Annotated in this window: 22 protein-coding genes and 1 pseudogene; 11 read left to right on the top strand and 12 right to left on the bottom strand. The window is 72.8% G+C overall.

The window, feature by feature from the left end; genetic code table 11:
• Window positions 1-26: 26 nt before the first annotated feature.
• The 5 genes from AB0K07_RS21875 to AB0K07_RS21855 all read right to left on the bottom strand — a co-directional run bounded on the left by AB0K07_RS21875 (window position 27) and on the right by AB0K07_RS21855 (window position 3,825).
• Window positions 27-377 (bottom strand): TraR/DksA C4-type zinc finger protein, encoded by a 351-nt coding sequence (locus AB0K07_RS21875; protein WP_363757262.1) that lies wholly within the window; start codon window positions 375-377, stop codon window positions 27-29.
• Window positions 378-435: 58 nt separating this feature from the next.
• Complete coding sequence (locus tag AB0K07_RS21870) at window positions 436-1,653, bottom strand: ferritin-like domain-containing protein (RefSeq protein ID WP_363757261.1); 1,218 nt, start codon at window positions 1,651-1,653, stop codon at window positions 436-438.
• Complete coding sequence (locus AB0K07_RS21865) at window positions 1,650-1,784, bottom strand: hypothetical protein (protein ID WP_363757260.1); 135 nt, start codon at window positions 1,782-1,784, stop codon at window positions 1,650-1,652. The genes AB0K07_RS21870 and AB0K07_RS21865 overlap by 4 nt, the downstream gene beginning before the upstream one ends.
• A 95-nt stretch (window positions 1,785-1,879) precedes the next feature.
• Window positions 1,880-2,809 (bottom strand): ion transporter, encoded by a 930-nt coding sequence (locus tag AB0K07_RS21860; RefSeq protein WP_363757259.1) that lies wholly within the window; start codon window positions 2,807-2,809, stop codon window positions 1,880-1,882.
• Between the two features lie 179 nt (window positions 2,810-2,988).
• Window positions 2,989-3,825 (bottom strand): alpha/beta fold hydrolase, encoded by an 837-nt coding sequence (locus AB0K07_RS21855; protein ID WP_363757258.1) that lies wholly within the window; start codon window positions 3,823-3,825, stop codon window positions 2,989-2,991.
• A 58-nt stretch (window positions 3,826-3,883) separates the two neighbouring features.
• On the opposite strand from AB0K07_RS21855, the gene AB0K07_RS21850 reads away from it, so the two are divergent.
• Window positions 3,884-4,582, top strand: coding sequence for a TetR/AcrR family transcriptional regulator (locus AB0K07_RS21850; RefSeq protein ID WP_363757257.1), 699 nt, complete (start codon window positions 3,884-3,886; stop codon window positions 4,580-4,582).
• Window positions 4,583-4,751: 169 nt separating this feature from the next.
• Here the strand turns inward: AB0K07_RS21850 and AB0K07_RS21845 are convergent, their stop codons facing one another.
• The gene (locus AB0K07_RS21845) at window positions 4,752-5,609 is read right to left on the bottom strand and encodes an SDR family oxidoreductase (RefSeq protein WP_363757256.1); all 858 of its coding nucleotides are present in this window, start codon (window positions 5,607-5,609) and stop codon (window positions 4,752-4,754) included.
• Between the two features lie 97 nt (window positions 5,610-5,706).
• Between AB0K07_RS21845 and AB0K07_RS21840 the strand changes: the two genes are divergently transcribed.
• The 3 genes from AB0K07_RS21840 to AB0K07_RS21830 all read left to right on the top strand — a co-directional run bounded on the left by AB0K07_RS21840 (window position 5,707) and on the right by AB0K07_RS21830 (window position 9,637).
• Window positions 5,707-6,102 (top strand): helix-turn-helix domain-containing protein, encoded by a 396-nt coding sequence (locus tag AB0K07_RS21840; RefSeq protein ID WP_363757465.1) that lies wholly within the window; start codon window positions 5,707-5,709, stop codon window positions 6,100-6,102.
• Between the two features lie 81 nt (window positions 6,103-6,183).
• Complete coding sequence (locus AB0K07_RS21835; protein WP_363757255.1) at window positions 6,184-6,681, top strand: GNAT family N-acetyltransferase; 498 nt, start codon at window positions 6,184-6,186, stop codon at window positions 6,679-6,681.
• A gap of 163 nt (window positions 6,682-6,844) precedes the next feature.
• On the top strand, window positions 6,845-9,637 hold the full coding sequence (locus tag AB0K07_RS21830) for a BTAD domain-containing putative transcriptional regulator (protein WP_363757254.1): 2,793 nt from the start codon (window positions 6,845-6,847) through the stop codon (window positions 9,635-9,637).
• An 85-nt stretch (window positions 9,638-9,722) separates the two neighbouring features.
• On the opposite strand, the gene AB0K07_RS21825 is transcribed toward AB0K07_RS21830, so the two are convergent.
• Complete coding sequence (locus AB0K07_RS21825; RefSeq protein ID WP_363757253.1) at window positions 9,723-10,094, bottom strand: hypothetical protein; 372 nt, start codon at window positions 10,092-10,094, stop codon at window positions 9,723-9,725.
• Window positions 10,095-10,269: 175 nt separating this feature from the next.
• Window positions 10,270-11,232: a helix-turn-helix transcriptional regulator gene (locus AB0K07_RS21820; protein WP_363757252.1), complete on the bottom strand. Its 963-nt coding sequence runs from the start codon at window positions 11,230-11,232 to the stop codon at window positions 10,270-10,272.
• A gap of 413 nt (window positions 11,233-11,645) precedes the next feature.
• On the opposite strand from AB0K07_RS21820, the gene AB0K07_RS21815 reads away from it, so the two are divergent.
• Entirely contained in the window at window positions 11,646-12,305 is a 660-nt protein-coding gene (locus AB0K07_RS21815; RefSeq protein ID WP_363757251.1) for a hypothetical protein, read from the top strand.
• A 51-nt stretch (window positions 12,306-12,356) separates the two neighbouring features.
• On the opposite strand, the gene AB0K07_RS21810 is transcribed toward AB0K07_RS21815, so the two are convergent.
• Window positions 12,357-14,600: a glycosyl hydrolase gene (locus tag AB0K07_RS21810; RefSeq protein ID WP_363757250.1), complete on the bottom strand. Its 2,244-nt coding sequence runs from the start codon at window positions 14,598-14,600 to the stop codon at window positions 12,357-12,359.
• A gap of 178 nt (window positions 14,601-14,778) precedes the next feature.
• Here AB0K07_RS21810 and AB0K07_RS21805 point away from each other — a divergent pair, with 178 nt between their 5' ends.
• The gene (locus tag AB0K07_RS21805; protein ID WP_363757249.1) at window positions 14,779-16,767 is read left to right on the top strand and encodes a Xaa-Pro dipeptidyl-peptidase; all 1,989 of its coding nucleotides are present in this window, start codon (window positions 14,779-14,781) and stop codon (window positions 16,765-16,767) included.
• 187 nt (window positions 16,768-16,954) lie between these two features.
• Window positions 16,955-18,463, top strand: a complete 1,509-nt coding sequence (locus AB0K07_RS21800; protein WP_363757248.1) for a phosphoesterase — start codon at window positions 16,955-16,957, stop codon at window positions 18,461-18,463.
• Between the two features lie 112 nt (window positions 18,464-18,575).
• Here the strand turns inward: AB0K07_RS21800 and AB0K07_RS21795 are convergent, their stop codons facing one another.
• Window positions 18,576-19,172: a MarR family winged helix-turn-helix transcriptional regulator gene (locus AB0K07_RS21795; RefSeq protein WP_363757247.1), complete on the bottom strand. Its 597-nt coding sequence runs from the start codon at window positions 19,170-19,172 to the stop codon at window positions 18,576-18,578.
• Between the two features lie 116 nt (window positions 19,173-19,288).
• Here AB0K07_RS21795 and AB0K07_RS21790 point away from each other — a divergent pair, with 116 nt between their 5' ends.
• Genes AB0K07_RS21790 through AB0K07_RS21780 form a run of 3 tightly spaced genes read left to right on the top strand, consistent with a single transcriptional unit; the run spans window position 19,289 to window position 22,768 of the window.
• Complete coding sequence (locus tag AB0K07_RS21790) at window positions 19,289-20,866, top strand: LLM class flavin-dependent oxidoreductase (RefSeq protein ID WP_363757246.1); 1,578 nt, start codon at window positions 19,289-19,291, stop codon at window positions 20,864-20,866.
• Window positions 20,867-20,918: 52 nt separating this feature from the next.
• A complete protein-coding gene (locus AB0K07_RS21785; RefSeq protein ID WP_363757245.1) occupies window positions 20,919-21,515 on the top strand; it encodes a helix-turn-helix domain-containing protein in 597 nt (198 codons plus the stop codon).
• On the top strand, window positions 21,512-22,768 hold the full coding sequence (locus AB0K07_RS21780) for an MFS transporter (RefSeq protein ID WP_363757244.1): 1,257 nt from the start codon (window positions 21,512-21,514) through the stop codon (window positions 22,766-22,768). The genes AB0K07_RS21785 and AB0K07_RS21780 overlap by 4 nt, the downstream gene beginning before the upstream one ends.
• A gap of 82 nt (window positions 22,769-22,850) precedes the next feature.
• Here AB0K07_RS21780 and AB0K07_RS21775 read toward each other — a convergent pair whose 3' ends face one another.
• Entirely contained in the window at window positions 22,851-23,546 is a 696-nt protein-coding gene (locus AB0K07_RS21775) for an alpha/beta hydrolase (protein WP_363757243.1), read from the bottom strand.
• A gap of 219 nt (window positions 23,547-23,765) precedes the next feature.
• Window positions 23,766-24,188 carry an MmcQ/YjbR family DNA-binding protein gene (locus AB0K07_RS21770; protein WP_363757242.1) on the bottom strand — a complete coding sequence of 141 codons (423 nt, stop codon included), beginning with the start codon at window positions 24,186-24,188 and terminating at the stop codon, window positions 23,766-23,768.
• A gap of 68 nt (window positions 24,189-24,256) precedes the next feature.
• Between AB0K07_RS21770 and AB0K07_RS21765 the strand changes: the two are divergent.
• A pseudogene (locus AB0K07_RS21765) lies at window positions 24,257-24,355 on the top strand (DUF4383 domain-containing protein); the annotation flags it as partial.
• Window positions 24,356-24,536: the final 181 nt, after the last annotated feature.

Raw genomic sequence — 24,536 nt, 5'->3', positions numbered from 1 at the left:
TCCACACCTTCTTGCGTGCGCGTCGTTCAACCGCGGGCGCAGCCGACACACGTGCGTGCGGAGGGGCGGGCGGCCAGTCGCTCGGCGGGGATCGGCCGCGAGCACCGTTCGCACACCCCGTAGGTGCCGGCCTCGACCCGTTGCAACGCGACGTCGAGGTCGGCGAGGCGTCGGCGCGTCGCGTCGAGGACCGCGGCGAGCTGTGCCCGTTCGAACGCGATCGTGCTGCCCTCGGGGTCGTGTTCGTCATCGGCGTTGGACGACCGGGACGCCTCGAAGACGCTCCGCAGATCGCTGTCCAGTGCTGCGACCTGGGCCCGGGCCTGGTCGCGCAGGCGGAGCAACTCCGCACGGGTCGAGCTGAAGTCTTCGGTCATGACCGTTCGACCGTACTGCGGACGACCGTCACCAGCGACCTGGTCCCGACGAACGGGTCTACATGAAGTTGCGGGTGTGCAGAGCGGAGAGCGCGGCCGCCTCGTCGGGCGGGAAGCCGAGCCGTACCAGCCGGCGCTGCCGGCCCTGATCCATCGCGTGCTCCAGGTCCCGCACCCGCTCGAAACCGGCCGACACGTCATCGGGGTGCCAGCCACCGGCCGCGAGCACCACCAGCGCGTCGAAGACGTCCGCGTTGAGGCCCGCGGTGTCGACGAGCGCGTCGTGCCGGCGGTGGATGGCCGAGCGGAGCCGGTCCCGCAGCAGCGGGTCCACGGTCGCCTGGTGCTCGAGGTGTGCCATGCCGAACACCACGTGCCGGCGCTCGTCCTGCATCGCCAACCAGCAGATCCGACGGGTCACCGGGTCCGGGGCGTTCTGCTCCAGGAACGCGAGCAGGTCGACGAAACTGCCCTCACCGAGTACGGAGAGCAGGAACGAGGCCAACGCGAAGTCCGACTCGGCGATGAGCGTGAAGAGCGACTGCCGACCCCCGGCCGACGACGTGCCCAGCTCGGCGCCCCGGAGCAGCGCCCGCCGGCTGAACACCTCCATGTGCCGGGCCTCGTCGGCCATCTGCACCGCGAGGAGCTGCATCACCTCGCGGAAATGCGGGTGTATCCGCCCGGCGAATCGTGCCGGCACGACGAGTGCGGCCTGCTCGTTCTCGACAAGGTAGGTCATCACCTGTACCACCGCCGCCTCGACGTCGGCCGGCAGCGCGAACGGGTCGTCCCACGGCACCGCGGTCTCCGGGTCCCACTGCCGCGCCGCCGCCTGCGCGTACAGCTTGGGTGCGACGTCGGCCCACACCAGATCGCGGTCGTCCAGGTCGAACCGCGCCTCGGGGCCGCCGGCTTCCAGCAGCGCGCCCCGGGCGCCGAGGCCCCACCGTGGCGGCGGGCGCCTGCTGAGCGCCGAGGGCAGGGCGAGGCCGGCCCGCTCCGCGCCGAACCACCGGTCGTCGTCCGCCGCGCCGCGGACGACCACCGCGACCAGCTCGCTCCGGTCGACCGCGTCCGGCCATTCGACCCGGTGGCCACGACGGCGGCACCAGGCCGGCAGGTGCACGGGCAGGGTCGGGTCCCGGCCCGAGACCGCCAGTCGGCCGCCGGGCGGCAACCCGGCCAGCGCGCGTTGCAGCAGCAGGTGTGCGCCCCGACCGAAGCCCAGACCGCCGAGGTGGATCTCGGCGTCGGCGGCCGGTGCCGTGCTCACGGCCGATAGTCCGAGGCCGTCACCCGCCCGTCGGCGGCGTAGAACCCGCTCGCGTCGACCGCCCTGGCGAGCGCGTCGTAGCCCACCGTGCGGCCGTCCTCCCAGGACGTCAGCCCTTCGAGATCGAGCAACGGCCGCACCTGCGGGTCGAGGCTAGCTCAGCTGACCGTCGCGAGGCGAGAGCGTCGGGTGACCGACATGCGGATCCGGCACCGGGGAGGCTCGCTCACCGTCCGGCGCGAGCGTCCTCGCGGTGCGGCCGGCCGTGCCCGTCGTCCCGGTCGATCCGCAGCTCCCGCTCCAGCTCGGCGATCACCGCGCGCAGGTCGTCGAGCCGTTGGCTGATCGCGATGCGATCCACCTCGTCCGGTACGCCGTCGCCGTCCTCGTCGTACCCGGGGGCCAGGCGTTCGGTCATCTCCAACCGCCGTGCCTCCTCCATCGAGTTGACGATCACCGCGATGAGGATGTTGAGCAGCAGGTTGACGGCGATGACCACGTAGCTGACGTAGTAGAGCAGCGTCCATGGCGAGATCGTCATGCCCTGCTGGATGAGGTCCGGCAGCGTCTCCAGGGACAGCAGCACGAACAACGTCAGCAGGGACCGGCCGATGTCGCCGTACTCCTCCGGATACCTGCTGCCGAAGATCAGCCAGCCGGCCATGCCGTACACGTAGAGGGTCACCACGGCCAGGGCGAGGAAGCCACCCACGCCCGGCAGGCTGCGCCACAGGGCGGAGACGATGGTGCGAAGGCCCGGCGAGAAGCGGACCAACCTGATCATCCGCGCGACCCGCACCACGCGCAGGAGCGCGGGATCGCCGTGCAGGCCCGGAATGAAGATCGCCGCGATGACGGCGAAGTCGAAGACGTTCCAGCCGTGCCGGAAGAAGTCCTGTGGGCGGCGGCCGTAGGCGGCCAGACGGATGCCGATCTCGACGACGAAGACGGCGCGGAAGAACAGCTCCAGCCCGTGCAGCGCGGCTGCCGCGTTCAAGCCCTGGTACGTCTCCAGGCCGAGGACCACCCCGTTGGCGAGGATGACGACGACGATGCCGACCTCGAAGGGGCGCGACCGGGCGAGCCGGCCGCAGGCGTGGACCAGCCTGGACCGGTCGTGCGTGGGCGCGGCGGGCTCGCCTCGCTGGGCGGGCACCCGTACGCGACTCACCAGTCGCCCGGCTCGGTGGTGGGCGCCGAGGCCGCCACGCGGACCCACCTCGGGCCGTCGTCGCGGCGGTGCGGGCGGCGTGCGGGCATGCCCATCACCCTAACCAAGCGCCCGACCCGCGGCGGATCGTCGCCGGGCCGCGGGCGGGGCGACCGCCTGGCGCGTCAGGGGTGGCTGGTCCGTTCCGGCCTGACCGGGGCCGTGAAGAACGAGGCGAGCGGGTCGACGAGCCTCGGGTGGGCGCGGTTGATGGCGTCGTGACCGCTGCGGGGAATCACCAGCGTCCGGGCTCGGGGCATCGCGCCGGCCAGTGCCTCGTCGAGGTCGACGTAGTAGGGCGGACCGTCGGCGCCGCAGGCCAGCAGCACCTCGGCCGTGACCCCCGCCCACTGGCTGGCGGGGCCGTCGTGCGCCCGGATCAGGGCGGACTCGTCGAGGGTCATCGGCAGCAGGTCGGCCATCACCCGCCCGATCGGCGTCCGCATGAACGCGCGGACGATGGCCAGCCGTACGCCGAACGGGAGTTTCGCCGCTGCCATCTGCGGGTTGATGCCGGCGGCCGTGATGGCGAGGCCCCGGGCGATGTCGCCGGACCGTACCGCCTCCTGCGCGGGGTCGAGCCACGCGGCGGGGAAGCCGCCGTCGACGCTGATCGCGGCGTCGTAGAGGGCGAGGCGGTGGATCGGCAGCCGGAGCGCGGCCCGGAGCGCGATGAAGCCACCGGCGCTGTGGCCGATGACGTTGCCGGACCCGGTGTGCTCCAGCACCACGGCGAGGTCGTCGATGTCCTGCTCGAAGGTGTAGGGAAGCGACCTGGGCGGGGCGTCCGCCCGCCCCCGCCGGTTGTACAGGTGCACGGTGAACCGGTCGGCGAGCGCCGCGGCCAGCCGTCGGTAGACGTCGATGGTGACCCCGCCGCCGTGCACCACGACGACGCCCGGGCCGGTGCCCGTGGAGTGCAGCACGATGCTCGCGCCGTCTGGTGCCGTGATCCGCTCCATCCGTCGGCCCACCTCTCGTCATAAACTGCGAACGTCGTTTGCAGTTTACAGTAGATCGGTGACCGACGCACCCACGAGATCCGGCGACGACGGCTCCGACCGGCAGCCGATCTGGACCAGGCCGGAGCGCGGCAGCCGCGGTCCCGCCCCGGCGCACAGCCGCGACGCCATCGTCGCGACCGCCATCGCCCTGGCGGACGCGGAAGGACTCGCGGCGGTGTCGATGCGGGGCGTCGCCACCGCGCTGGGCACCGGCGCCGGGTCCCTCTACCGGTACCTGTCGTCCCGCGACGACCTCCTGGACCTGATGACCGACCGCGTGGTGGGGGAGTTGCGGCCGTACCCGGAGGCGGAGGGCGGCTGGCTGGACACGATGCTGGTGCTGGCGCGCCGGCAGTTGGCCCTGCACCGGCGCCATCCGTGGCTGATCGACGTGATCCACCGGCCGTCCGGCATCGGCCCGGAGAGCCTGGCCTGGTTCGACAACTGCCTTCGGATCCTGGAACCCGTCGGCTGCGCCGTCACCGCGAAGTTCGAGGCGATCGCGATGGTGACCGGAGTGGTGAGCCTCTTCGCGCGCAGCGAGGCCGCGGCGGGGTCGGTCACCTTCGCCGGCGTCGACCTCGCGCCGTACCCGCACCTGGTCGCGGCGTTCAGTCAGCCCTCGGCACCCGCGCCCCGGACGGACCTGTTCGAGCGGACCCTGCGTGGCCTGCTGACCGGTCTGCTCCTCGCCGAGCCCTCGGATGCCGGCTGACCACCGGCTCGGTGTCGGGTGGTCCAGGGTCGGGTGGCGGCCGCGAGGTCGGGGAGCCCGCCGTGGGGTTCGTCCGGGCCTTTCGGCGGTTGTGGGCGGAACGCGCCGGGCGGGCGGCGGGTACGGACACCCGTCGCCCGCCCCGACTGCCGGGCGGCTCAGCCGGCGGTCAGGCCCGTGCGGCCCGGATCGCGTCGTGCAGCGGGGTGCTCGCCCGGCCGATCAGCCGGCTGAGGTCGTCGCTGTCGGTCGTCAGCTCCCCGATGGCGATCGAGTGGTCGAGCGCGGCGACGAACCCGGCGGTGCCGGCGTCGAGGCCGATGTTCTCCAGGGCCGATGCCAGGTCGGCGGCCGACAGGTCCTGGTGGACGACGGTGGTGCCGGTGACCTCGGTGACGGCCGCCGCCAGCTCGTCGAAGGTGAAGGCGGTGCCGCCCAGCTCGTAGACGGTGTTGCCGTCCTCCTCGCGGGTCAGCGCCGCGGCGGCGGCCGCCGCGTAGTCGGCCCGGGTCGCGGCGGAGACCTTGCTGCCGCCGGTGGCGCCGAGGATCGTGCCGGTCTGCAGGTACTGCGGGAGCTGGTCGGTGTAGTTCTCGGTGTACCAGCTGTTCCGCAGCACGGTGTACGGCAGGCCCGAGCTGGCGAGGACCTCCTCGGTGGCCTTGTGCTCCGGCGCCAGCGGGTTGGTGGTGGCGTCGGCCTTCAGGATGCTGGTGTAGATCAGGCGCTCGACCCCGGCCAGCTTGGCCGCGTCGATGACCGCGGTGTGCTGGGCCACCCGCTGGCCGGGGGTGTCACCGGAGATGAGCAGCAGGCGGCGTACGCCGGCCACGGCGCCGGGCAGCGTGGACGGGTCGTCGTAGTTTGCCTGGCGGATCTCGGCGCCGCGCGCGGCGAGGTCGGCGGCCTTCTCGGGGGTGCGGACGATGGCGACGATCTCGGCGGCGGGTACGCCGGTGTCGAGCAACTGCTCGATCACCAGGCGGCCGAGGCGGCCGGTGGCGCCGGTGACGGCATAGGTGGGCATGGCGACCTCCGATGGGGTGACGCGAATTGGTAAGCACTTACTAATCTACAGCACATGCTAGTACGTAACTGTGAGGTAGGCTGGTGAGGTGAGCGACATGGCGGCCCGGGACCCGGCAGGGCCTACCCAGGAACTCGTCAGCGATGTCTTCGCGCGGGGCTGCACCTCCCGCGCGGCCTTCGAGGACGTCACCTCGAAGTGGGCCTCGCTGGCACTGCTGGCGCTCGGCGAGGGTCGGTACCGGTTCAACGCGCTGCGCCGCCGCATCGACGGGGTCAGCGAGCGGATGCTCTCCCAGACCCTGCAGACCCTCGAGCGTGACGGCATGCTCACCCGCGAGGTCCTCACGGCGATCCCGCCGCGCGTCGAATACTCACTCACCCCCCTCGGCGCCCGGGTCGCCGAGCAGCTTCGCGGCCTCGCCGACCTGCTGGAGGCCTCGGTGCCCGAGCTGCAGACCGCGCGCGACGCCCACGAGCGTGACCGGGGCTAGCGCCACCGGCATGGGGATCCTCCGCCGCGGCACCAGCGCGCGAAGATCATCGCGCGCCGACCGGTTGTAGCCTCAGCCCCCATGAGCTGGCTGCCTGACGGATTCGTCCACCCTGTCCACGTGCCCGTGCCCACCACCGCGCTTCACCTGCGGCCGATCCGGGAGGCGGACACCGCGCTCGACCACCCCGCCGTGATGGGCTCCCGGGAGCGCCTGTGGGAGATCTTCGGGCCGGCCTGGGCGTGGCCCCGGGAGGCGATGACCTTCGAAGAAGACCGCATCGACCTGCTGCGGCACGAGAAGGAGATCGCCGCGCACCAGTCGTTCAACTACGCGCTGCTCGACGAGGACGAGACGGCGATCCTCGGCTGCGTCTACATCGACCCGCCCGAGCGCATCGGGTCCGACGGCGAGATCTCCTGGTGGGTGGTGGACGACCTGGTCGGCGGCGAGGCGGAGCGCGCACTCGACGCGCTGGTGCCACAGTGGATCGCCGCCGACTGGCCATTTCAGCAGCCCCGCTTTCTGGGCCGCGACATCACCTGGCAGGAATGGCTCGCGCTGCCGCGCGCCTCCTGACCTCCGAGGCGGCGCCCGGACCACACCACGCCCCCGCTTCGCTTCCCGAGCCGTGGAATGGGCGGCCGCGTAGCCCGCCAATCTTGGACAATCCTTGGACAGGCTTGAATGCTTGTGCTGGCGCGGCTTCCCGGCGTGATGCCCGGGTGAAGGAACGGTGTGGATGCCCACGGAATTCGGCCTACTCGGTGATCTCCAGGCGCAGGTGGACGGCCAACCGCTCAACCTCGGTCACGTCCGTCAGCGCTGCGTCCTGGCCGCGCTGCTCGTCGACGTCAACCAGGTCGTGCAGGTCGGGCAGCTCATCGACCGGGTGTGGGGCGAGCATGCGCCGTCGGGCGCCCATGCCACGCTCTACAGCTACCTCTCCCGGCTGCGCACCTGCCTCACGACCGCCGACGACACCCAGATCGTCCGCCAGTCCGGTGGATATCTGCTCGCCGCCGACCCCGACTCGGTGGACCTGCACCGGTTCCACCGACTGGCGGGGCTGGCCCGGACGACACCGGACGCCGCGCAGGCGCTACGGATCTTCGAGGAGTCACTGAACCTCTGGCGCGGCGAGCCGCTCACGCCGTTGGACACGCCCTGGGCGAACGGCCTGCGGGACGCGTTGCAGCGCGACCGGATCGCCGTCGACCGGGACCGCACCGACCTGGCCCTGCGCCACGGTCAGCACGCCACGCTGGCGCCGTACCTGATGGCGTGCGTCGAGGAGCACCCCCTCGACGAGCGACTCGTCGGTCAGCTGATGCTCGCGCTGAGCCGCTCCGGCCTGCAGGCGGAGGCGCTCGACCAGTACGACCGGTTACGGCGTCGTCTCGCCGACTCGCTCGGAGTCGACCCCACGCCGGAGCTGCAACGGTTGCACACGGACGTCCTCAAGGGCGACACCGAGCTGCGGGACCCGGCCGGGCCGGTCGTGGTCGGCGAGGCGACCGTGCCGCGTCAACTGCCCGCGCCGCCGCCCCACTTCGCCGGCCGCGCCCGCGAGCTGGCGGAGCTGACCCGGCTGCTGTCCGTCCGCGACGACGGCGAGCAGGCGGTGGCGATGTGCGCGGTGGGCGGGCCCGGCGGCGTCGGCAAGACCTCCCTCGCGCTGCGCTGGGCCCACGACAACCTCGCCAGCTTCCCGGACGGCCAGCTGTACGTGAACCTGCGCGGCTTCGATCCGGCCGGCCCGATGACCCCCGAGGTCGCCCTGCGGGGCTTCCTCGACGGGTTGCGGGTGCCGGCGGCGTCCGTACCGGCGGACCTGGACGCCCGCGCCGCGCTCTACCGCAGCCTGGTCGCCGGCCGGAGGATGCTGATCCTGCTCGACAACGCGCACGGCCTGGAGCAGGTGGTGCCGCTGCTGCCGGGTGGCCCCGGCTGCGTCGTGCTGATCACCAGCCGGGTGCGGCTCGGCGGGCTGATCACCACCTACGGCGCGCGGTGGGTCGCGTTGGACGTCCTCGACGGCGACGAGGCCCACGACCTGCTGGCCCGGCTGCTCAGCCGGCAGCGGGCGGACGCCGAGGCGGCCAGCCTCCGGGAGATCGTGCGGCGCTGCGGCGGGCTGCCGCTGGCGTTGAGCATCGTCGCCGCGCGGGCGGTGATGCAGCCGGGCCTGCCGCTCGACGCGGTGACCGAGGAGCTGCGCGAGGAGGCCACCCGGCTGGACGCGCTCAACGCGGGCGACCTGACCGCCGACCTCCGTGCGGTCTTCGCCACCTCCCACCACCGCCTCGCCGCCGCGCCGAGCCGCCTGTTCCTGCTGCTGGGGCTCGCGCCCGGGCCGGAGATCGGGCTCGCGGCCGCGGCACGGCTGGCGGGCCTCCCGCCGACCCGGACCCGGCTGCTGATGCAGACGTTGCAGGACCACCATCTGGTCCAGCAGCACCGGCCGGAGCGCTACCGGCTCCACGACCTGGTGCGCCTGTACGCAGCCGACCGGGCGCACCGCGACCAGCCGCCCGAGCTGCTGGCCGCCGCCCTGCTCCGGCTGGTCGAGCACTACCTGCACACCGCGCAGCGGGCGGCGCGCGTGCTCGACCCCCAGCGGGAGCCGGTGGCCGAGTGGCCGGCGCCGACCGACGAGTCGGTGGCGGAGTTCTCCGGCCAGCCCGAGGCGCTGGCCTGGTTCGCACGCGAACACCCGATGCTGCTCGCCGCCCTGGAGCACACCACCGCGCAGGGGCTCGACCGGCACACCTGGCACCTCGCGTGGACCCTGGAGACGTTCCTCGACTACCAGGGTCACTGGCGGGACTGGGCGCAGACCCAGCGCCTCGCCCTGGACGCCGCGCGGCGGCTCCAGGACCCTCTGCGGCAGGCACACGCCTACCGCAGCCTGGGCCTGGCCGACACCCAGTTGGGACTGCTCGACGAGGCGTACGACAACCAGCGGCGGGCGCTCGCGCTCTTCGGTGAGCTGGGTGACGAGGGTCGGCAGGCGGACATCGCGCGTGGGCTGGGGTGGATCTGCCATCAGCGGGGCAACTGGGCCGAGGCACTCGACTTCAACCAGCAGGCCCTGAAGCTCTACCAGCATCTCGACCATCGGCCGGGGCAGGCGCTGGCGCTGAACAACCTCGGCTGGCTGCACGTGCTGCTCGGCGAGCACCGGCAGGCGTTGGCCTTCTGCGCCGAGGCCGTGGCGGTCCACCAGAAGATCGGTGACGCGCACGCGGAGGCCGGCGCCTGGGACAGTCTCGGCTTCGCGCACCACCACCTCGGGGAGTACGCGCAGGCGGTCCGATGCTACGAACGGGCGCTGGAGCTGGTCCGCGGGTTCCACGACGGGTTCAACGAGGCGGACATCCTGCGCCACCTGGCTGAGACGCGGCAGGCGACCGGTGATCCCGATGCGGCCCGGGGCTGCCTGGAGGCGGCCCTGACCCTGCTGAAGCAGCTCGGCCACCCCGATGCCGAGCAGGTGCGGGCCGACCTCGACCGGCTCGGCGGGTCACCGTAGCGCCGGTGCCCGGACGGCATGTCCGTCCGGGCACCGGCAGCGCGTCAGCCGACTCGCGCGGTGACGTCCGGCCGAGGGCCGCCCGCTAGACCGCGAACGGCGCCCAGGAGAGGGTGCTGTCCTCGTAGTAGTCCTTGTTGCAGACCCCCCACGTGCCGACCGGCAGGTAGCTGACGCACTCGCCGTTGCGGTACAGCGAGCCGTTGCGGTAGTTCTCCCACTCGATGCCCACCCCGCTGTAGGCGCTGCTGTCCCGCCGCAGCCACCACTTGTCGCCGTAGGCCTCGAAGCAGGCCTGCAGCACACCGCTGACCGGCCTGCACGACAGGCCCGAGGACGGGGGCGTGCCGCGCACGGCGTAGTTCGTCTCGTACGCCGGAGCGGCGCTCGCCGGGGTCGCCATGACGAATGTGGCCGCGACGGCCGCGGCGGGCAGCAGGACGGTTCGTACCTTCATGGAGCCTCCCAGGTCCGTGTCGCCGGTGTGGCGACGGTGACGGTGCCGTCGTCGCGGGCCGGCCTCCGGGGCCGGCGCCGGCAGCTTCGGCGTTGGGAACACCGTGCCGGGTCGACCGTGAGCGGACCTTGGGCTCACCTTGAACGCCGGCCTGGACGCGCGGGCGTTGACCCGGTCAGGCGCTGAGCGTCTCGCGCGGCGGCACCCCGTAGCTGGCGTGGTACCAGGCGGTGAATCTGCTGTGGCTGGCGAATCCCCACCGGCTGGCGATCGCCGAGACGGTGTCCCGGCGAGGGTCGGCCAGCAGCAGGTCGTGGTGGGCCCGATCGAGCCGGACCCGACGCAGGTACGCCATCGGGGTGGTGTTGAGGTGGCGGCGGAAGGCGAGTTGCACCGCCCGCAGCGAGACGGCGGCCGCGTCGGCGATGTCGGCCGCGGTGATGTCCAGGTCCGCGTGCTCGTCCATGAAGGCGATCGCCCGGCGCAGCGTGGCGGTGGTCGCGTCGCGTCGGTCCTCGATGGTCGGATCGGTGACGGCGGTGTTCGGAAAGACGGTGAGCGCCGACGCGGCCAGCATCCGCGCGGCGTTGCCGATCACCAGCGGTTGTGTGCTGGCGATCGGGTTGGTCAGGACGACGTCGCGGACATAGGTGGTCGTGGTGCGCCACTGCCGGGCGAGGGCCGCGGTGGCGGGCGCGATGTCGGTGAACCGGATCCGACCGGGTCGTCGGGCGGGCGCGGCGGTGGCGACCTGCGCCAGCACCGCGAGATCCAGCACGCAGACCTCCACCTCGCCCGGATGCCAGCCCACGGCGAACGGCAGCCCGGGCCTGGTGGCGAGGAAGACCTCGCCGGGAGCGAGCTGATGGGTCGCGCCGTCACAGGTGCGGTCGACGCGGGCGGTGCGGGCACGGCAGATGACCAGCCCGTCGATCTCGCCCACCCCGATGTCGAGGGAAGCCGTCTGACCGATGGTCGCGAGGGCGAACGGCCCCGCGTCGACGCTCCGGTGGACGAGCCGGTATCCGTCGTCCCCAGCGCGGATGCGCAGGTCCGTGCCGTACGTCTCGGCCAGGAAGGCGTGGATGGCTGACGGATCGCAGCTGTCGAACCCTCGGGTCTGCACTGGTGACGTCATCCGCTGTGTCTCCGTCCGGGGATGGTGCCGCCGGGAGGTGGACCGGGGCCGGCGGCGAGGTCGGGACGTGCCTGTGCGCGACGGCGGTGTCCCGGCATGCTGCCTGCCGGGGTGCGGCGGTGCCGGTGTCCACCCGCGCCGTCCGGCGACCGGTGGAGACAATGTGGACCCGAGCTGGTTAGCGAATCCACCAAGGCAATAGACATTGATGGGAATTTGACCACACGATAATCCGTCTGCGGATCGCTCGCCAATCCTCCAATGTGTCAGTTGGTGGAATTCGCTTTCCGGATAACGCACCCGGCGATCCTGCGCCTGCTGGCCTAGCCGTGCACGTTGCACGGGCGGAATCCTGGTCACGGTTTCCGGGACGCCGCACGCCCGTCGGCGACTGGCCACGTAGGGGGAGACCGTTGGACAGTACCGAATCCGATCGTGTCGTTCGGCTGGCCGTCGCCGAGACGTTGGCGCGGGTGGCGGGTGAGGGCGGTCTGGCGCTCGGCGAGGCGGACGCGGTGCGGAACCTCGGCGACACGCTGCGCGAGGTGCTGCGCCGGGCGCTCGACGACCGGGTGCCGCTCACGACACCCCGCTTCGTCGACCTCTGCCGTGACCTGGGCCTGAACCGCGACTCCCTGGACCTGCTGGGGCACCACCTGCTGACGGCACTGCTGACCCATCAGGTGGGGCCGGACGCCCTGATCCGCGTCGGCGCGCTCCTCGGCACCGTCCGGCGCTACCTGCCCGCAGCCCGCCAGCCCGGGCGCCGCAACGACCGCCCGGTGCCCCGACGGCGCGACGTACGCGCGGACAACAGCGTCGTGGGCCGGTACCGCCCGAGGCTGCCGGAGCACCTGCCCAACCCGCCGAGCTGGACCTGCACCGGATGCGGCCGAGACTGGCCCTGCGCGACCAAGCAGAGTCAACTCCTCGCCGAGTTCGGCGGGGCGCGCGCCGCCCTCGCGGTGTACCTCGGCTCCTGTCTCGTCGCCGCCGCCCAGGACCTGCCCACGCTGCCGCTGCCCGGTGCCCGGCTCCGCTTCCTCGGCTGGCTGCCCCGCGCCCGGATCTGACGACCCCCCGCCCCGCCGGTCGCCGTTCGCTCCGGCGGAGACGGTGCGCGGTCAGCCGACCCGGACCTGGTAGATGCCGCGGCCGAAGGTGCCGGCCACCAGGCGCTGGTGTGTCGCGTCGTACTCGATGTCGTCGACCGGGACCATCGGTAGTCCCCGGCCCTGCCGCAGCCAGATCGCCCCGCCGGTCGGACTCACGAAGACGCCCTGGTCGGTGGCGACGTAGAGGGTGAGCCCCCGGCCGATCACCAGATCGTTGACCGGCGCCCGGGGCAGCGTGCCACTCAGGTCGGCGAAGTGCCGCCCGCCGTCCAGAGAGCCCAGCACGTACGGCCGGTCCGAGCCCGACCGGTACGCGGACAGCGTCACGTACACCCGGCCGGCGCGTGCCGGATCGACCACGACCCGGGTGACCCACGGCTGCCCGGAGAGCAGCAGGGTCCACGAGGCGCCCAGGTCCCGGGTCACCCAGACCCGGCCGTCGTCGGTGCCCACGTAGATCGTCCGACCGTCGCCGGCCGGGGCGACCGTGGTGATCGTGCCGTAGTTGGTGTAGATCGGGTCGCGGCCCGGGCCACCGGTCAGGTCGCCGCTGATGGCTGTCCAGGTCCGGCCGCCGTCGGTGGAGCGGTTGAGCACGTTGGCGCCGTAGTACATCACCGAGGGGTCGCGCGGGTCGAAGACCACCGGCGTGAACCAGTTGCGGCGGGCACCGGTGACCCGATTGCCGAAGTAGGTCATCGTGTCGCCACCGTCGACCGACCAGAAGCAGTTGCCGTACTGGTAGCAGGCGTAGACGTTCTCCCTGTCCCGTGGGTTGATCTGGTTCTCCTCACCGTCCCCGCCCAGGTACTCGTTGAACGCCGACCCGCCCCACGACCGCAGCGAGCCGTTGTCCTGGGTGCCGCCGGAGATCCGGTCGGGATCCTGGGGAGTGGTCGCCACGCTGTAGAACTGGGTGTACGGCTCGTGGGTGGCCTTCACCCAGCCGCCGTCGCCGTCGGAGTCGGAGCGGTACGTGCCCCCGTCGTTGCCGAGGTAGACCCGCTGCGGATACCGCCGGTCCCAGATCATCGCGTGGTGGTCGACGTGCGTGGAGGTGGAGTCCGCCGTCCAGCTCTGCCCGCCGTCCCTGGTGGTCAGCAGCGGCACCCCGGCGACGTGCACGTGCGACGGCTCGTCCGGGTCCACCCAGACCTTGCCGAACCACCAGCCGAAGGTGGACTGGGAGGCGGTCAGGTCCGGGGTGTCCGGCAGACGGGTCCAGGCGTCGCCGCCGTCGGTGCTGGCGTAGAAGCCGGCGAACGGCCCCGCGGTCGAGTTGACGATCGCGTAGAGCCGGTCCGGGTCGGAGGCGGACTGGCCGAGGCCGATCCGGCCGACGTCCGGCCCGGCCGCCGGCAGCCCGCCAGCCAACCGCTGCCAGCTCGCGCCGCCGTCGGTGGAGCGGTACACCCCGGAGCCCACACCGCCGTAGGTGCGCAGATCCGGCACTCGGCGGTGGTCCCAGAGCACGGCGTGGAGCCGGTCGGGATCACGGGGGTCGAGCAGCACCTCGGTCGCCCCGGTGAACTCGTTGGCCCCCGCCAACGTCCGAGCCCAGGTCACGCCGCCGTCGGTGGAGCGGTAGACGCCCCGGTCGCCGCCGCCGTTGTAGAGCGAACCGGCCGCGGCCACGAAGATGCGCTTCGGGTCGCGCGGGTCGACGGTGATGCCGCCGATCGCGCCCGAGTCGCGTAGGCCCAGGAAGCGCCAGCTGCGTCCGCCGTCGCGGGAGGCGTACAGGCCGGTGCCCTCGTAGGTGATGCTGCCGCCGCCCGGGTTGACCTCGCCCGTGCCGGCGTAGAGCGTGCCGTCCGGGCCGGTGGCCACCGCGCCCATCGCCTGCGTCCAGCCGTCCGGCCAGGCCGGCTCGAAGCGCTGGCCGGCGTCCCGGCTGACCCACACCCCGCCGCTGGCCGCCGCGGCGTAGACCGTGTCGGCACGCAGTGGGTCCAGCGCCAGCGAGGTGATGCGTCCACCGATGTTCGTCGGGCCGACCGCCTTCCACGTCCCGCCGACGGCCGGCAGCCGGGCGGCGGCCCGGGCGGCGGTGTCGTAGGCGTGCCGGGGCAGCGCCACGCCGGGCACGGTCTTCTGCAGGTAGCGGAACTCGGCGGGGGCCGACGGGCCACGGACCGGGCGGTACTCGTCGTCGGGGCGGGGTGGGACCGCCCCGACGGCGGTGGGCACCTGGGCGACGCCGGTGAGCAGCGCCGTGACGAGGGCCAGGCAGAGCGTGCGTCGTCGCGTCATGGCGGTCCCTTCGACGATGGAGGGAGGACGGCCGGTCGAAGGGAACATTACGAAGACGGGTATCGATCGGCAACCCCGTCCGCGAGGTCGGTGCGACCGGATCGGCGCGAACACTAGGCAAGAGGGACATCGATGCGATGGAATGTCATCCACGCGTCGCACCCCGGGGAGGACACCGATGTCGCCCGCACTGTCGCCCGCCCGCACCCGTGCCCGGGTCGCCGCCGTTCTGACCGGGCTACTGGTCGCGGCACTGCCCACCACCCCGCTGGCCGCCGCGCCGGTGCCCGGCACTCCCGCCGCGCCCGCGTGGCACCGCCCGACTCCGCCGCACGTCGTCGGCGACCAGACGGTGCCCGCGTACTCCTACGCCGACGCGATCCGGGAGAGCGTCTGGGTGGAGACCCGGGCGGACAGCGACGGCGACGGCGTACGGGACCGGGTGGCGGTGGACCTGGTGCGGCCCCGAGAGGCCGCCGCCGCGGGAGTCCGGGTGCCGGTCATCATGGACGCCTCGCCCTACTACCTCTGCTGCGGCCGGGGCAACGAGAGCGAGCGCAAGACGTACGACGCGGCCGGCGTGATCGCCAAGGCGCCGCTGTTCTACGACAACTATTTCGTCCCGCGCGGCTACGCGTTCGCCGCCGTGGACCTGGCCGGCACCGCCCGCTCGACGGGCTGCGAGGACGTCGGCGGCCCGGCCGAGGTGGGCAGCGCCAAGGCGGTGGTGGACTGGCTCAACGGGCGGGCCCGCGCCTACACCGCCGACGGCCGACCGGTGAGCGCGGCCTGGAGCAGCGGGCGGGTCGGCATGATCGGCAAGTCGTGGGACGGCTCGGTCGCCAACGGCGTCGCGGCGACCGGCGTGCCGGGGCTGGCGACCATCGTGCCGATCTCCGCGATCTCCAGCTGGTACGACTACATGCGCTACCAGGGGGTGCTGCGATCCGCCGACTACCCCGGGTACCTGCACTCGTACGTCAACGGTCGCACCGACGGGGCCTGCGCCGAGGTGCTGGCCCGGCTGCGCGCCGACAGCGCCGAGGAGACCGGCGACTACAACGGCTTCTGGGCGCAACGTGACTACCGGCCGGACGCCGGCCGGGTCCGGGCCAGCGTGTTCGTGGCCCACGGCGTCAACGACCTGAACGTCACGACCAGCCAGTTCGCCCGCTGGTGGCAGGAGTTGGCCGAGCAGGGCGTGCCCCGCAAGCTCTGGCTCTACCAGGCCGGCCACGAGGACCCGTTCGACGTCCGGCGGGCCGAGTGGGTGGACTCGCTGCACCGCTGGTTCGACTACTGGTTGCAGGGGCTGCGCAACGGGGTCATGGAGGAGCCGCGGGTCGACCTGGAGACCGCCCCCGGAACGTGGACGACGCAGCGGGACTGGCCGGCGCCGGGCACCCGGTCGGTCCGGGTCGCCCTGGGCGCGGGGGACGGCGTGACCGGCACCCTTGGCGGGCGCGGCGCGCGGCCCGGCCGCGAGCAGGCGTACGTCGACGAGTCGCTGACCGAGGCGGAGCTGGTCGCCGAGCCGGGTACCGCGACCGCCGGCCGGTTGGTCTTCCTCTCCGGCGCGCTCGCCGCGCCGGTGCGGATCTCCGGCAGCCCCACCGTGCGGCTACGGGTCCGGGTGGATCGGCCGACCACCGAGCTGACCGCGAGGCTGGTCGACTACGGCACAGCCGAGCGGATCCGGTACGACAGCTCGGAGGGGGTGCGGACGCTGGGCACCGAGTCCTGCTGGGGAGCCTCCACGGCCGCCGACGACGCCTGCTACCGGGACACCGAGGAGATCACCGAGGTCTCCGACCACGCGGTGCTGACCCGGGGCTGGCTCGACGCCGCCCACCACCGCTCGCTGCGCTTCAGCACCCCACTGCGGCCGGACCGCTGGTACACGGTGACCGTGCCGCTGAACGCGTACGACGCGGTGCTGCCGGCCGGCCACGTGCTCGGGTTGGTGCTCGGCCAGAGCGACCCGGAGTTCACCGAGACCGACGACCGGGACGCCAGCGTCCGGGTCGACCTGGGTCGTAGCGAGCTGGTCCTCCCGCTCGTCGGCCGGGCCGGGCTGCCCGCGGTCGACGTCGCGCCACGGGTGGTCACCGCGCCGGCCGACCCGTCGGCCGGCCGGAGCACGCGGGACGCCAGGCAGGTGCCGTGACCGGGCGGGCACGCCGCGCTGTCCGGGGGTGACCGGCCGGGCGTCCAGCGGGTGACGTCCGAGCGTTCGGCGCGGGTCCGGGCAGGGTGTTCATCGTGGACCCGCGTCGCGTACAGCCGCCGTTCACGACCCTCTTCAAGGCTTCTTGATCGAAAGAGCATTGGCTTGATCGAGGAGAGGCTCTCACGTGAGGGACAAGCAACCCGAAGAGGTCGAGCACGCGCAGCTGTCGCGGCGCAAGCTGGTCAAGTACGCGGGCGTCGGCGCGACACTGGCCGCGGCCAGCCCGCTGGTGGGCGGCGGCGCGGCCTGGGCTGACGAGGAGCGACGGCCCGGCGACGACCGGAGCGACCGGGGTGACTCGAAGGCCCGGTCGTGGCGCGCCGGTGACCACCACGTCCACTCCGAGTACAGCGGCGAGTTCGACACCACGAAGAACCCGCCGGTCTTCCACAAGGGCGCGGACGCGGTCTACCCGATCGTCACCAACGCCATCATGGCAAAGAACTTCGGCCTGAGCTGGGCGATGTGCACCGACCACGGTGGACCGACCCACTCGAAGGTGAACATCGAGCAGGCGTACCCCGACCTGCTGCGCTCGCGCAAGCTGGTCCCTGAGGTGCTCCAGTTCTGGGGCATGGAGTTCGACACGCCGGCGCTGGACCACCACACGCTGATGATCCCTCGTCACGACGACGAGGCGAAGCAGCTCTTCGAGCTGGAGAGCCGGTTCGCCAAGTACGACGCGTTCCCCACCGACCCGGCCCGCGACACCGAGGCCAGGATGGTGGAGTTCCTCAAGGTCGCCCGGGGGATGCCGCACAAGCCGCTGGTGATCGCCCACCACACGTCCCGCTCGGCCCCCGGCCTCGGCGTCTACGGCCAGGACACCCCGCGGGAGTTCCGCAACGGCAACAACGCCGCGCCGGACGTCTACGTCGGCTTCGAGGGCGCGCCCGGCCACCAGGCGGGTCCGCTCAACGGCGGCAAGCGCGGCGGGTACGGCAACCACCCCACCTACGGCGGTTTCGACCAGATGACCGCCCGGGTCGGCGGGCTGTGGGACTCGCTGCTCGGCGAGGGCCGGCGCTGGTGGATCACCGCGACGTCGGACTCGCACGTGCACTGGACGCGGGGCGGCTCGGACTTCTGGCCGGGCGAGTACAGCAAGACCTACGTGCACGCCCGCCAGGACTACGGCGACATCATGGACGGTCTGCGCAACGGCCGGATCTGGGTCACCACCGGCGACCTGATCCGCAGCCTCGACGTCACCGCCAGCTCCCAGGGCCGGACCGCCGAGGTGGGCGAGACCATCACGCTCAGCCGCCGCAACCGCTCCGATGTCGAGATCGAGATCACGTTCCGTCCGCTGAACGGCGAGAACGCCAACGGTGACCGCCCCGAGGTCCGTCGGGTCGACCTGATCGTCGGCCAGATCACCGGGCCGAGCACCAACCCGGACGCCGACACCAACCCCACCACCAAGGTGGTGGCCCGTTTCGGCCCACGCGACTGGCGCCGGCAGGGTGCGGACTACGTCATCCGGCACACCCTGCGCAACGTCGAGGCCGACACCTACGCGCGGGTGCGCGGCACCAGCACCGACGAGGCCGAGCCGCTCGCCGACGGGCTGGAGAGCCCGTGGGACGACCTGTGGTTCTACTCGAACCCGGTGTTCGTGCACGTGCGCTGACGCGGCACGACAGCGGCACGGCGGGTCCGCCGGCACGTCTCGACGCACGACGGTCGGGCGGTGCCGGCGGACCCGCGCCGCGTTCGGCGGTGGCCGGCAGGTCGCCGACGGATCAGTCGGTGCCGCGGCGGCGGGCCCGGGTGGCGGATCCCCGCCGGCCCGGCTCGCGCGCTGCCCCGGACCGGCTCGGGGGAGAGGTGACGGCGTCGGGTCGCACCTGCTCGACCGCCTCGCACAGGTCGCGCAGCGGGTCGACCGCCTGAGCCGAGCAGGCGACGCGCTGGAGCAGGGCCCGCAGCGTCGCCGACTCGGCCGGCGCGAGTGCCCCCAGCAGGTGCGACTCGACCCGCCGCAGCGCCCGCCGACGCTCCTCCCACGCTGTGCGGCCGACGTCGGTGACGTCCACCAGCCGGCTGCGCCGGTCGGCCGGGTCCGCCCGACGGGCCACGAACCCGGGGCGTTCCAGGTCGTCGATCAGGTAGGTGAGCACGGTCCGGTCGATGCCGAGCTCCTCGGCGATCGCGCCCTGGTTCCGGGCCGGCGCGTTGATCGCGGCGGTGAGCACCTGGTAGCCGCGCGGACCCCCGGGGAAGTCGGTGAGCGCGTGCTCGGCTGCCCGGACATAGCCACGGAAGACGATCCCCAGCATCCAGCCCAGGTCCTCGTCGAGCGGATCGGGCCGGTCCCGCGTGTCAGTGGCAGCCGTCATACCCCGACAGTAGCGCAGCTCGGCAGACCTTGTTGGCAGCAGATGTTCTGTATGACATAAGGTTGAGGTCATGACGCGTCGTACCGAGGCGTCGCGCGAAACGGGAGGCTCCGCAGATGGGCGACTACGGCCACGACCTGGTCTTCGGATCGTTCACCACCCCTGGCAGCGACGATCCGGACCGCACCGTCGGCCTCGCCGTCCTGGCCGAGCAGGTCGGGCTGGACCTGGTCACCTTCCAGGACCACCCGTACCAGCCGAGGTTCCTCGACACCTGGACGCTGCTGAGCTACGTCGCCGCGCGGACCACCCGGGTGCACCTGTCGGCGAACGTCACGAACCTGCCGCTACGCCCGCCGGCCGTGCTCGCCCGCAGCGTGGCCAGCCTCGACCTGCTCAGCGGCGGCCGGGTCGAGCTCGGCCTCGGCGCGGGCGCGTTCTGGGAGGCCATCGAGGCGATGGGCGGCCGGCGCCTGACGCCCGGGCAGGGGGTGCGTGCGCTGGAGGAGGCCATCGAGATCGTCCGCCAGGTCTGGGACGCCGAGGCACGGGGTGGCGTGCGGGTCGACGGCGAGTTCCACCGGGTGGTCGGTGCCAAGCGTGGCCCGGCCCCCGCCCACGCGGTGCCGATCTGGCTGGGCGCGTACAAGCCGCGGATGCTCGCGCTCACCGGTCGGCGGGCCGACGGCTGGCTGCCCACCCTGGGCTACCTCCAGCCCGGTGACCTGGCCAGGGGCAACGAGATCATCGACGACGCCGCGCGGGAGGCCGGCCGCTCGCCCCGGGACGTCCGTCGACTGCTCAACATCTCCGGTCAGTTCGCGAGCGGCGGGCGCGCTCCGCTGCACGGGCCCGCCGAGCAGTGGGTGCAGGAGCTGGTCGAGTTGGCGCTGGGCGACGGCGTCAGCGCGTTCATCCTCGGCAGCGACGACCCCGACGACCTGCGCCGGTTCGCTGGCGAGGTGGCGCCCGCCGTCCGCGAACTGGTCGCCGCCGAGCGCGATCGTGGCACGGCGGCGGAGCGTACGCCGGCCGCCGAGCCGTCGGTGGTCGTCGCGCCCCCGGCGCCGCCGGCTCGCCCGAGCGTGACCGGTGGTGCCTTCGCCGTGGTGGCGACCCCCGACGACGGCCGGCGGCGCAGCGACCGGCGGGTCTGGGACGAGTCGGCCCGCCCGAGTGGACCGGCGCCCGACCCGACGCGCACGTACACCCCGCAGGAGCAGGCCAACGGCCAGCACCTGGTGCAGGTGCACGACGGCCTGCGCGGCGAACTGGCCCAGATCCACGACCTGATCGAGCAGGTCGCGGCCGGTGAGATCGACGCCGGCGAGGCCCGGTCGCACATCAACACGATGACGATGCGGCAGAACCGGTGGACGCTCGGGGTCTACTGCGAGTCCTACTGCCGCATCGTCACCACCCACCACACCATCGAGGACCAGGCGCTCTTTCCGCGCCTGCGGCAGGCCGACCCCCGGCTCCGCCCGGTCATCGACCGGCTGGAGCAGGAACACCACGTCATCCACGACGTCCTGGAAGGCGTCGACCGGGCCCTGGTCGCGTACGTCGGGGCGCCCGACGGGCTGGCCGAGCTGCGCGCCGCCGTGGACCTGTTGACCGACACCCTGCTGTCCCACCTCAGCTACGAGGAGCGCGAACTGGTCGAACCGCTGGCCCGGCTCGGGGTGAGCTGACAGGCGAACCGGCGGGGTTGCCCCGACAGATCTGAGAGACTACTTTCGAGACATGTCTCTCAAGAATCCGTACGGGGATTTCGAGATCACCGAGCCGCAGGCGCTGCGGGCGTTGGCCCACCCGGTCCGGCTGGCGATCCTCGACCGCCTCCAGCGGCACGGCCCGGCCACCGCCACCGGGCTCTCGCCGCACGTGGGCGCCACACCGTCGGTGGTCAGCTGGCACCTGCGGCATCTCGCGACCTTCGGTCTCGTCACCGACTGGGACGGTGCCACCAGCAAGAGGGAACGCTGGTGGCAGGCGGCGTCCCGGGGCTTCCGCTTCACATTGCCCGACGACGCCGAGGGGCAGGCGGCCGCCCGTCAACTGCGCGGCGAGATGTTCGCCCGGGCCGCGGACGCGCCGCAGCAGTGGCTGCTGCACGACGAGCCCCGGTTGGACGCCGAGTGGCGTGGGCTGGCCGGGGTGGCCGACACCCGGTTCGTGGCCACCGCCGACGAGCTGCGCCAGCTGGAGGAGGCGATCGAGCAACTGCTCGCCCCGTACGTACTGCGCAAGGACGAGCAGACGCCACCGGCCGGCGCGCACGTCGTCCGGATGCTGCGCTACCTGCTGCCCGAGCCCGGCGACGACCCGGTGACGCCGTGACCGCCGTCGGCACCGCACCCCCGCCGGCACTGCACCGCGACCGGCGGTTCCGCACCTTCTGGATCGGCGAGACGATCTCCCAGTTCGGCGACCGGGTCAGCGAGCTGGCCCTCCCGCTGATCGCCGTCTCCCTGCTCGCCGCGACGCCCGCGCAGGTCAGTGTCCTCACCGCGCTGATCTGGTTGCCCAACCTGCTGGGCCTGTTCCTGGGCGCGTGGGTCGACCAGCGCACCCGCAAACGCCGCCTCCTGATCATCGCCGACCTGGTCCGCGCCGTGGTGCTGCTCAGCCTGCCGGTGGCGTACCTGCTCGACGCGGTCACCCTCACCCAGCTCTACCTGGTGGCGCTGCTCACCGGCGTCGGGGCGGTGCTGTTCGCCATGGCGCACCAGGCGTTCTTCGTCGCCCTGGTGCCGCCGTCGGCCTACCTGGACGCGACCAGCAAGCTGAGCATGAGCCGTGCGGTCTCGTTCGTGGCCGGCCCGGCCGTCGGCGGGGGACTGGTCCAAACACTGACCGCGCCGATCGCGGTCGTCGTCGACGCGGTGTCCTTCCTGGCCTCCGCGCTGCTGATCGGCCGCATCCCGGTGGCCGAGGCACCACCGCCGCCGCAGCGGTCGTCCACCCTCAGCCTGGTGCGCGACGGGCTCGTGCTGGTGCTGCGGCACCCGGTGCTGCGCGCCGCGCTCGGCTGCACCACCACCGTCAACTTCTTCAGCTTCATCGCCACCGCGTTGCTGGTGCTGTACGCCAGCCGCGAGCTCGACCTGTCCGCCGGCGCCATCGGCATCGCGTTCGGCGCCGGCGCGCTCGGCGGGCTCGCGGGCGCGGCGCTGGCGCCCCGGGTCTCCCGCGCCATCGGGTTGGGGCGTACCGCGATGATCGGTGTGGTGCTCTTCTCCGCGCCGCTGGCGCTGACCGCGCTGGTGACCGGCCCGACCGGGGCGAAGGTGGCCATGCTGGCGGGCATCGAGGTGGTCTCGAGCGTCGGGGTGATGCTGATGGACGTCAACCTGAACGCCCTCATCACCGCGGTCACGCCCGACGACGCGCGGGGCCGTCGAGCCGGTGCGTACAGCGCCGTCAACTACGGCATCCGGCCGCTCGGCGCGCTGGTCGGCGGCGCGCTGGGCACCACCATCGGGCTGCGACCGACGCTGGTCGTGGCAGGGCTGGGCGGCGTGCTCGCCGTGCTGTGGTTGCTCGCGTCGCCGGTGCGCCACATCGCCACCCTCGACACCCCGGAGCCCTGACCGGCTCGGCAGTCGACTCATCCTGCGTCGGGCGCCCCACCGTGGACGCCCGACGCGCAGAGCCCGGCCCGACCCGGGCGAGTCAGCCCGCTGCCTCCAGCAGCAGCCGGGCCAGCTCGGCGGGCTGGGAGACCATCGGCCAGTGGCCGGTGGACATCGTGACCAGTCGCCAGTGCTCGCTGGCCAGCAACCCGGCCACCGTGTCGTTCGGCTCGGGCCCGTCGAGCAGGCACTTGACGTACGTGGCCGGCAGGTCACCGAGCGGGCGGGTCAGCACGGCCGGCTCGGTCAGCGTGGCGCCGGGATGCGGGGTGAAGCCCTTGGTCAGCCGGGCGACCTGCTCGTCGGTGAGCCCCTGGCCGTCGAGATCGGCCGGGCTCGCCGGCGGCCAGTAGCCGCCGTTGTCGGCGATCAACGACTCCAGCGCCGCCGGGCCCTGCCACCAGCCGGACGCGAACGACCCGCCGTCAACCGGCACCTCCGAGTCGACGAAGACGACCCGGGTGAGTCGGTCGCCGATCCGCTCGGCGGCCTGACCCACCGGGATGCCCGAGTAGCTGTGCCCGACCAGCACCACGTCGCGCAGGTCGCGCTGCTCGATCTCACCGACGATGTCCTGCACGTGGGTCTGCTGCCCAGCGGGGACGCCCTGCTTCTCGGCGACGCCGGAGAGGGTCAGCGGGTGGGTGCCGTGGCCCGCCGCGCGCAGCGGCGGCAGCACGTCGTCCCACACCCACGAGCCCAGCCATGCTCCCGCCACCAGTACGAACTCTGCCATGGCCGTGACCCTAGCGGTGCCCTCCGACATCGCCGCCGCCTCCGACCGGAGTGGCGCGCCGGGTCACGGCCACGTCCGGGCCTGGGCGGCGAAGACCTCTGGCGGGCTCGCCACCGGCAGGACGCAGACCAGATGGCCGCCGGGCACCCGCAGGACGCGGCACTCCAGCCATCGCCCGTCCTCCGGTCAGCAACCGGTCCGGCCGGGCGGCGGTGACGCTCAGCCGACTGGTGGGCCGGGTTGGTCGACCAGGGCGGCGAGCCGCTTCGGGGCGAGCAGGAGGTAGCTCTCGGTGAGCAACTCGGCCACCTCGTCCCAGCCGGTGTCGTCGTCCACGACCATGCCGAGCACGGTCGGGCCCCACTCGGGCTTGTAGAAGGGGCGCCCGCTGGCCACCAGCCCGGCGATCTCGTCCGGTGGTGACCGGAAGATCAGCAGGCAGGTCGGCCGGTCCACGTCCGCGGCGCGCGCGTGGGCGGCCTGGTGGTCGGGATCGACGGTGAGCACGTGGGCGAAGGTCCGCTTGCGGATGCGCCAGCGGGTGCCCACCCACGCCGACTCCTCGTAGGTCTCCGGGAGCCCGAGGCAGATCGGCCGGAGCCGGTCGAGGACCTGGGGAGGGACGTCTCCGCGTTCGGTCACGGTCAGCGACCCTAGCCGGCCGGTACGACAGGTTCCCCGGCTTCCTTGCCGCGTGCTTGGTTTCATCCCCGGCAATCACCAGCAACTACGACACGATGATGTTCGCCGGGCACGAGTCCGAGGCGAAGCTGCTCCGCCTGTTCGAGGTGTCCATCCTGCACAACCTGGGGGGTGTGTACCGAGTCAGCAGGGCAGACGTCAATAGACCTACGTGCATGAAATTGAGAGCGATCGCTTCCCCGGTCATCGGTGTCGGCTGATGGCCGTGACACCGACAGCGATGCCAGGATTGCACCTGGTAACAAGTCCTGCCACGCCGTTACGCGCCGTCGTTGTCGCGTCGACCGG

Origin of the sequence: Micromonospora sp. NPDC049301 (genome assembly GCF_040678715.1) — a bacterium.
In the GTDB taxonomy this organism is placed as follows: Bacteria; Actinomycetota; Actinomycetes; order Mycobacteriales; family Micromonosporaceae; genus Micromonospora.
This window is presented reverse-complemented; position numbering and strand designations above follow the sequence as displayed.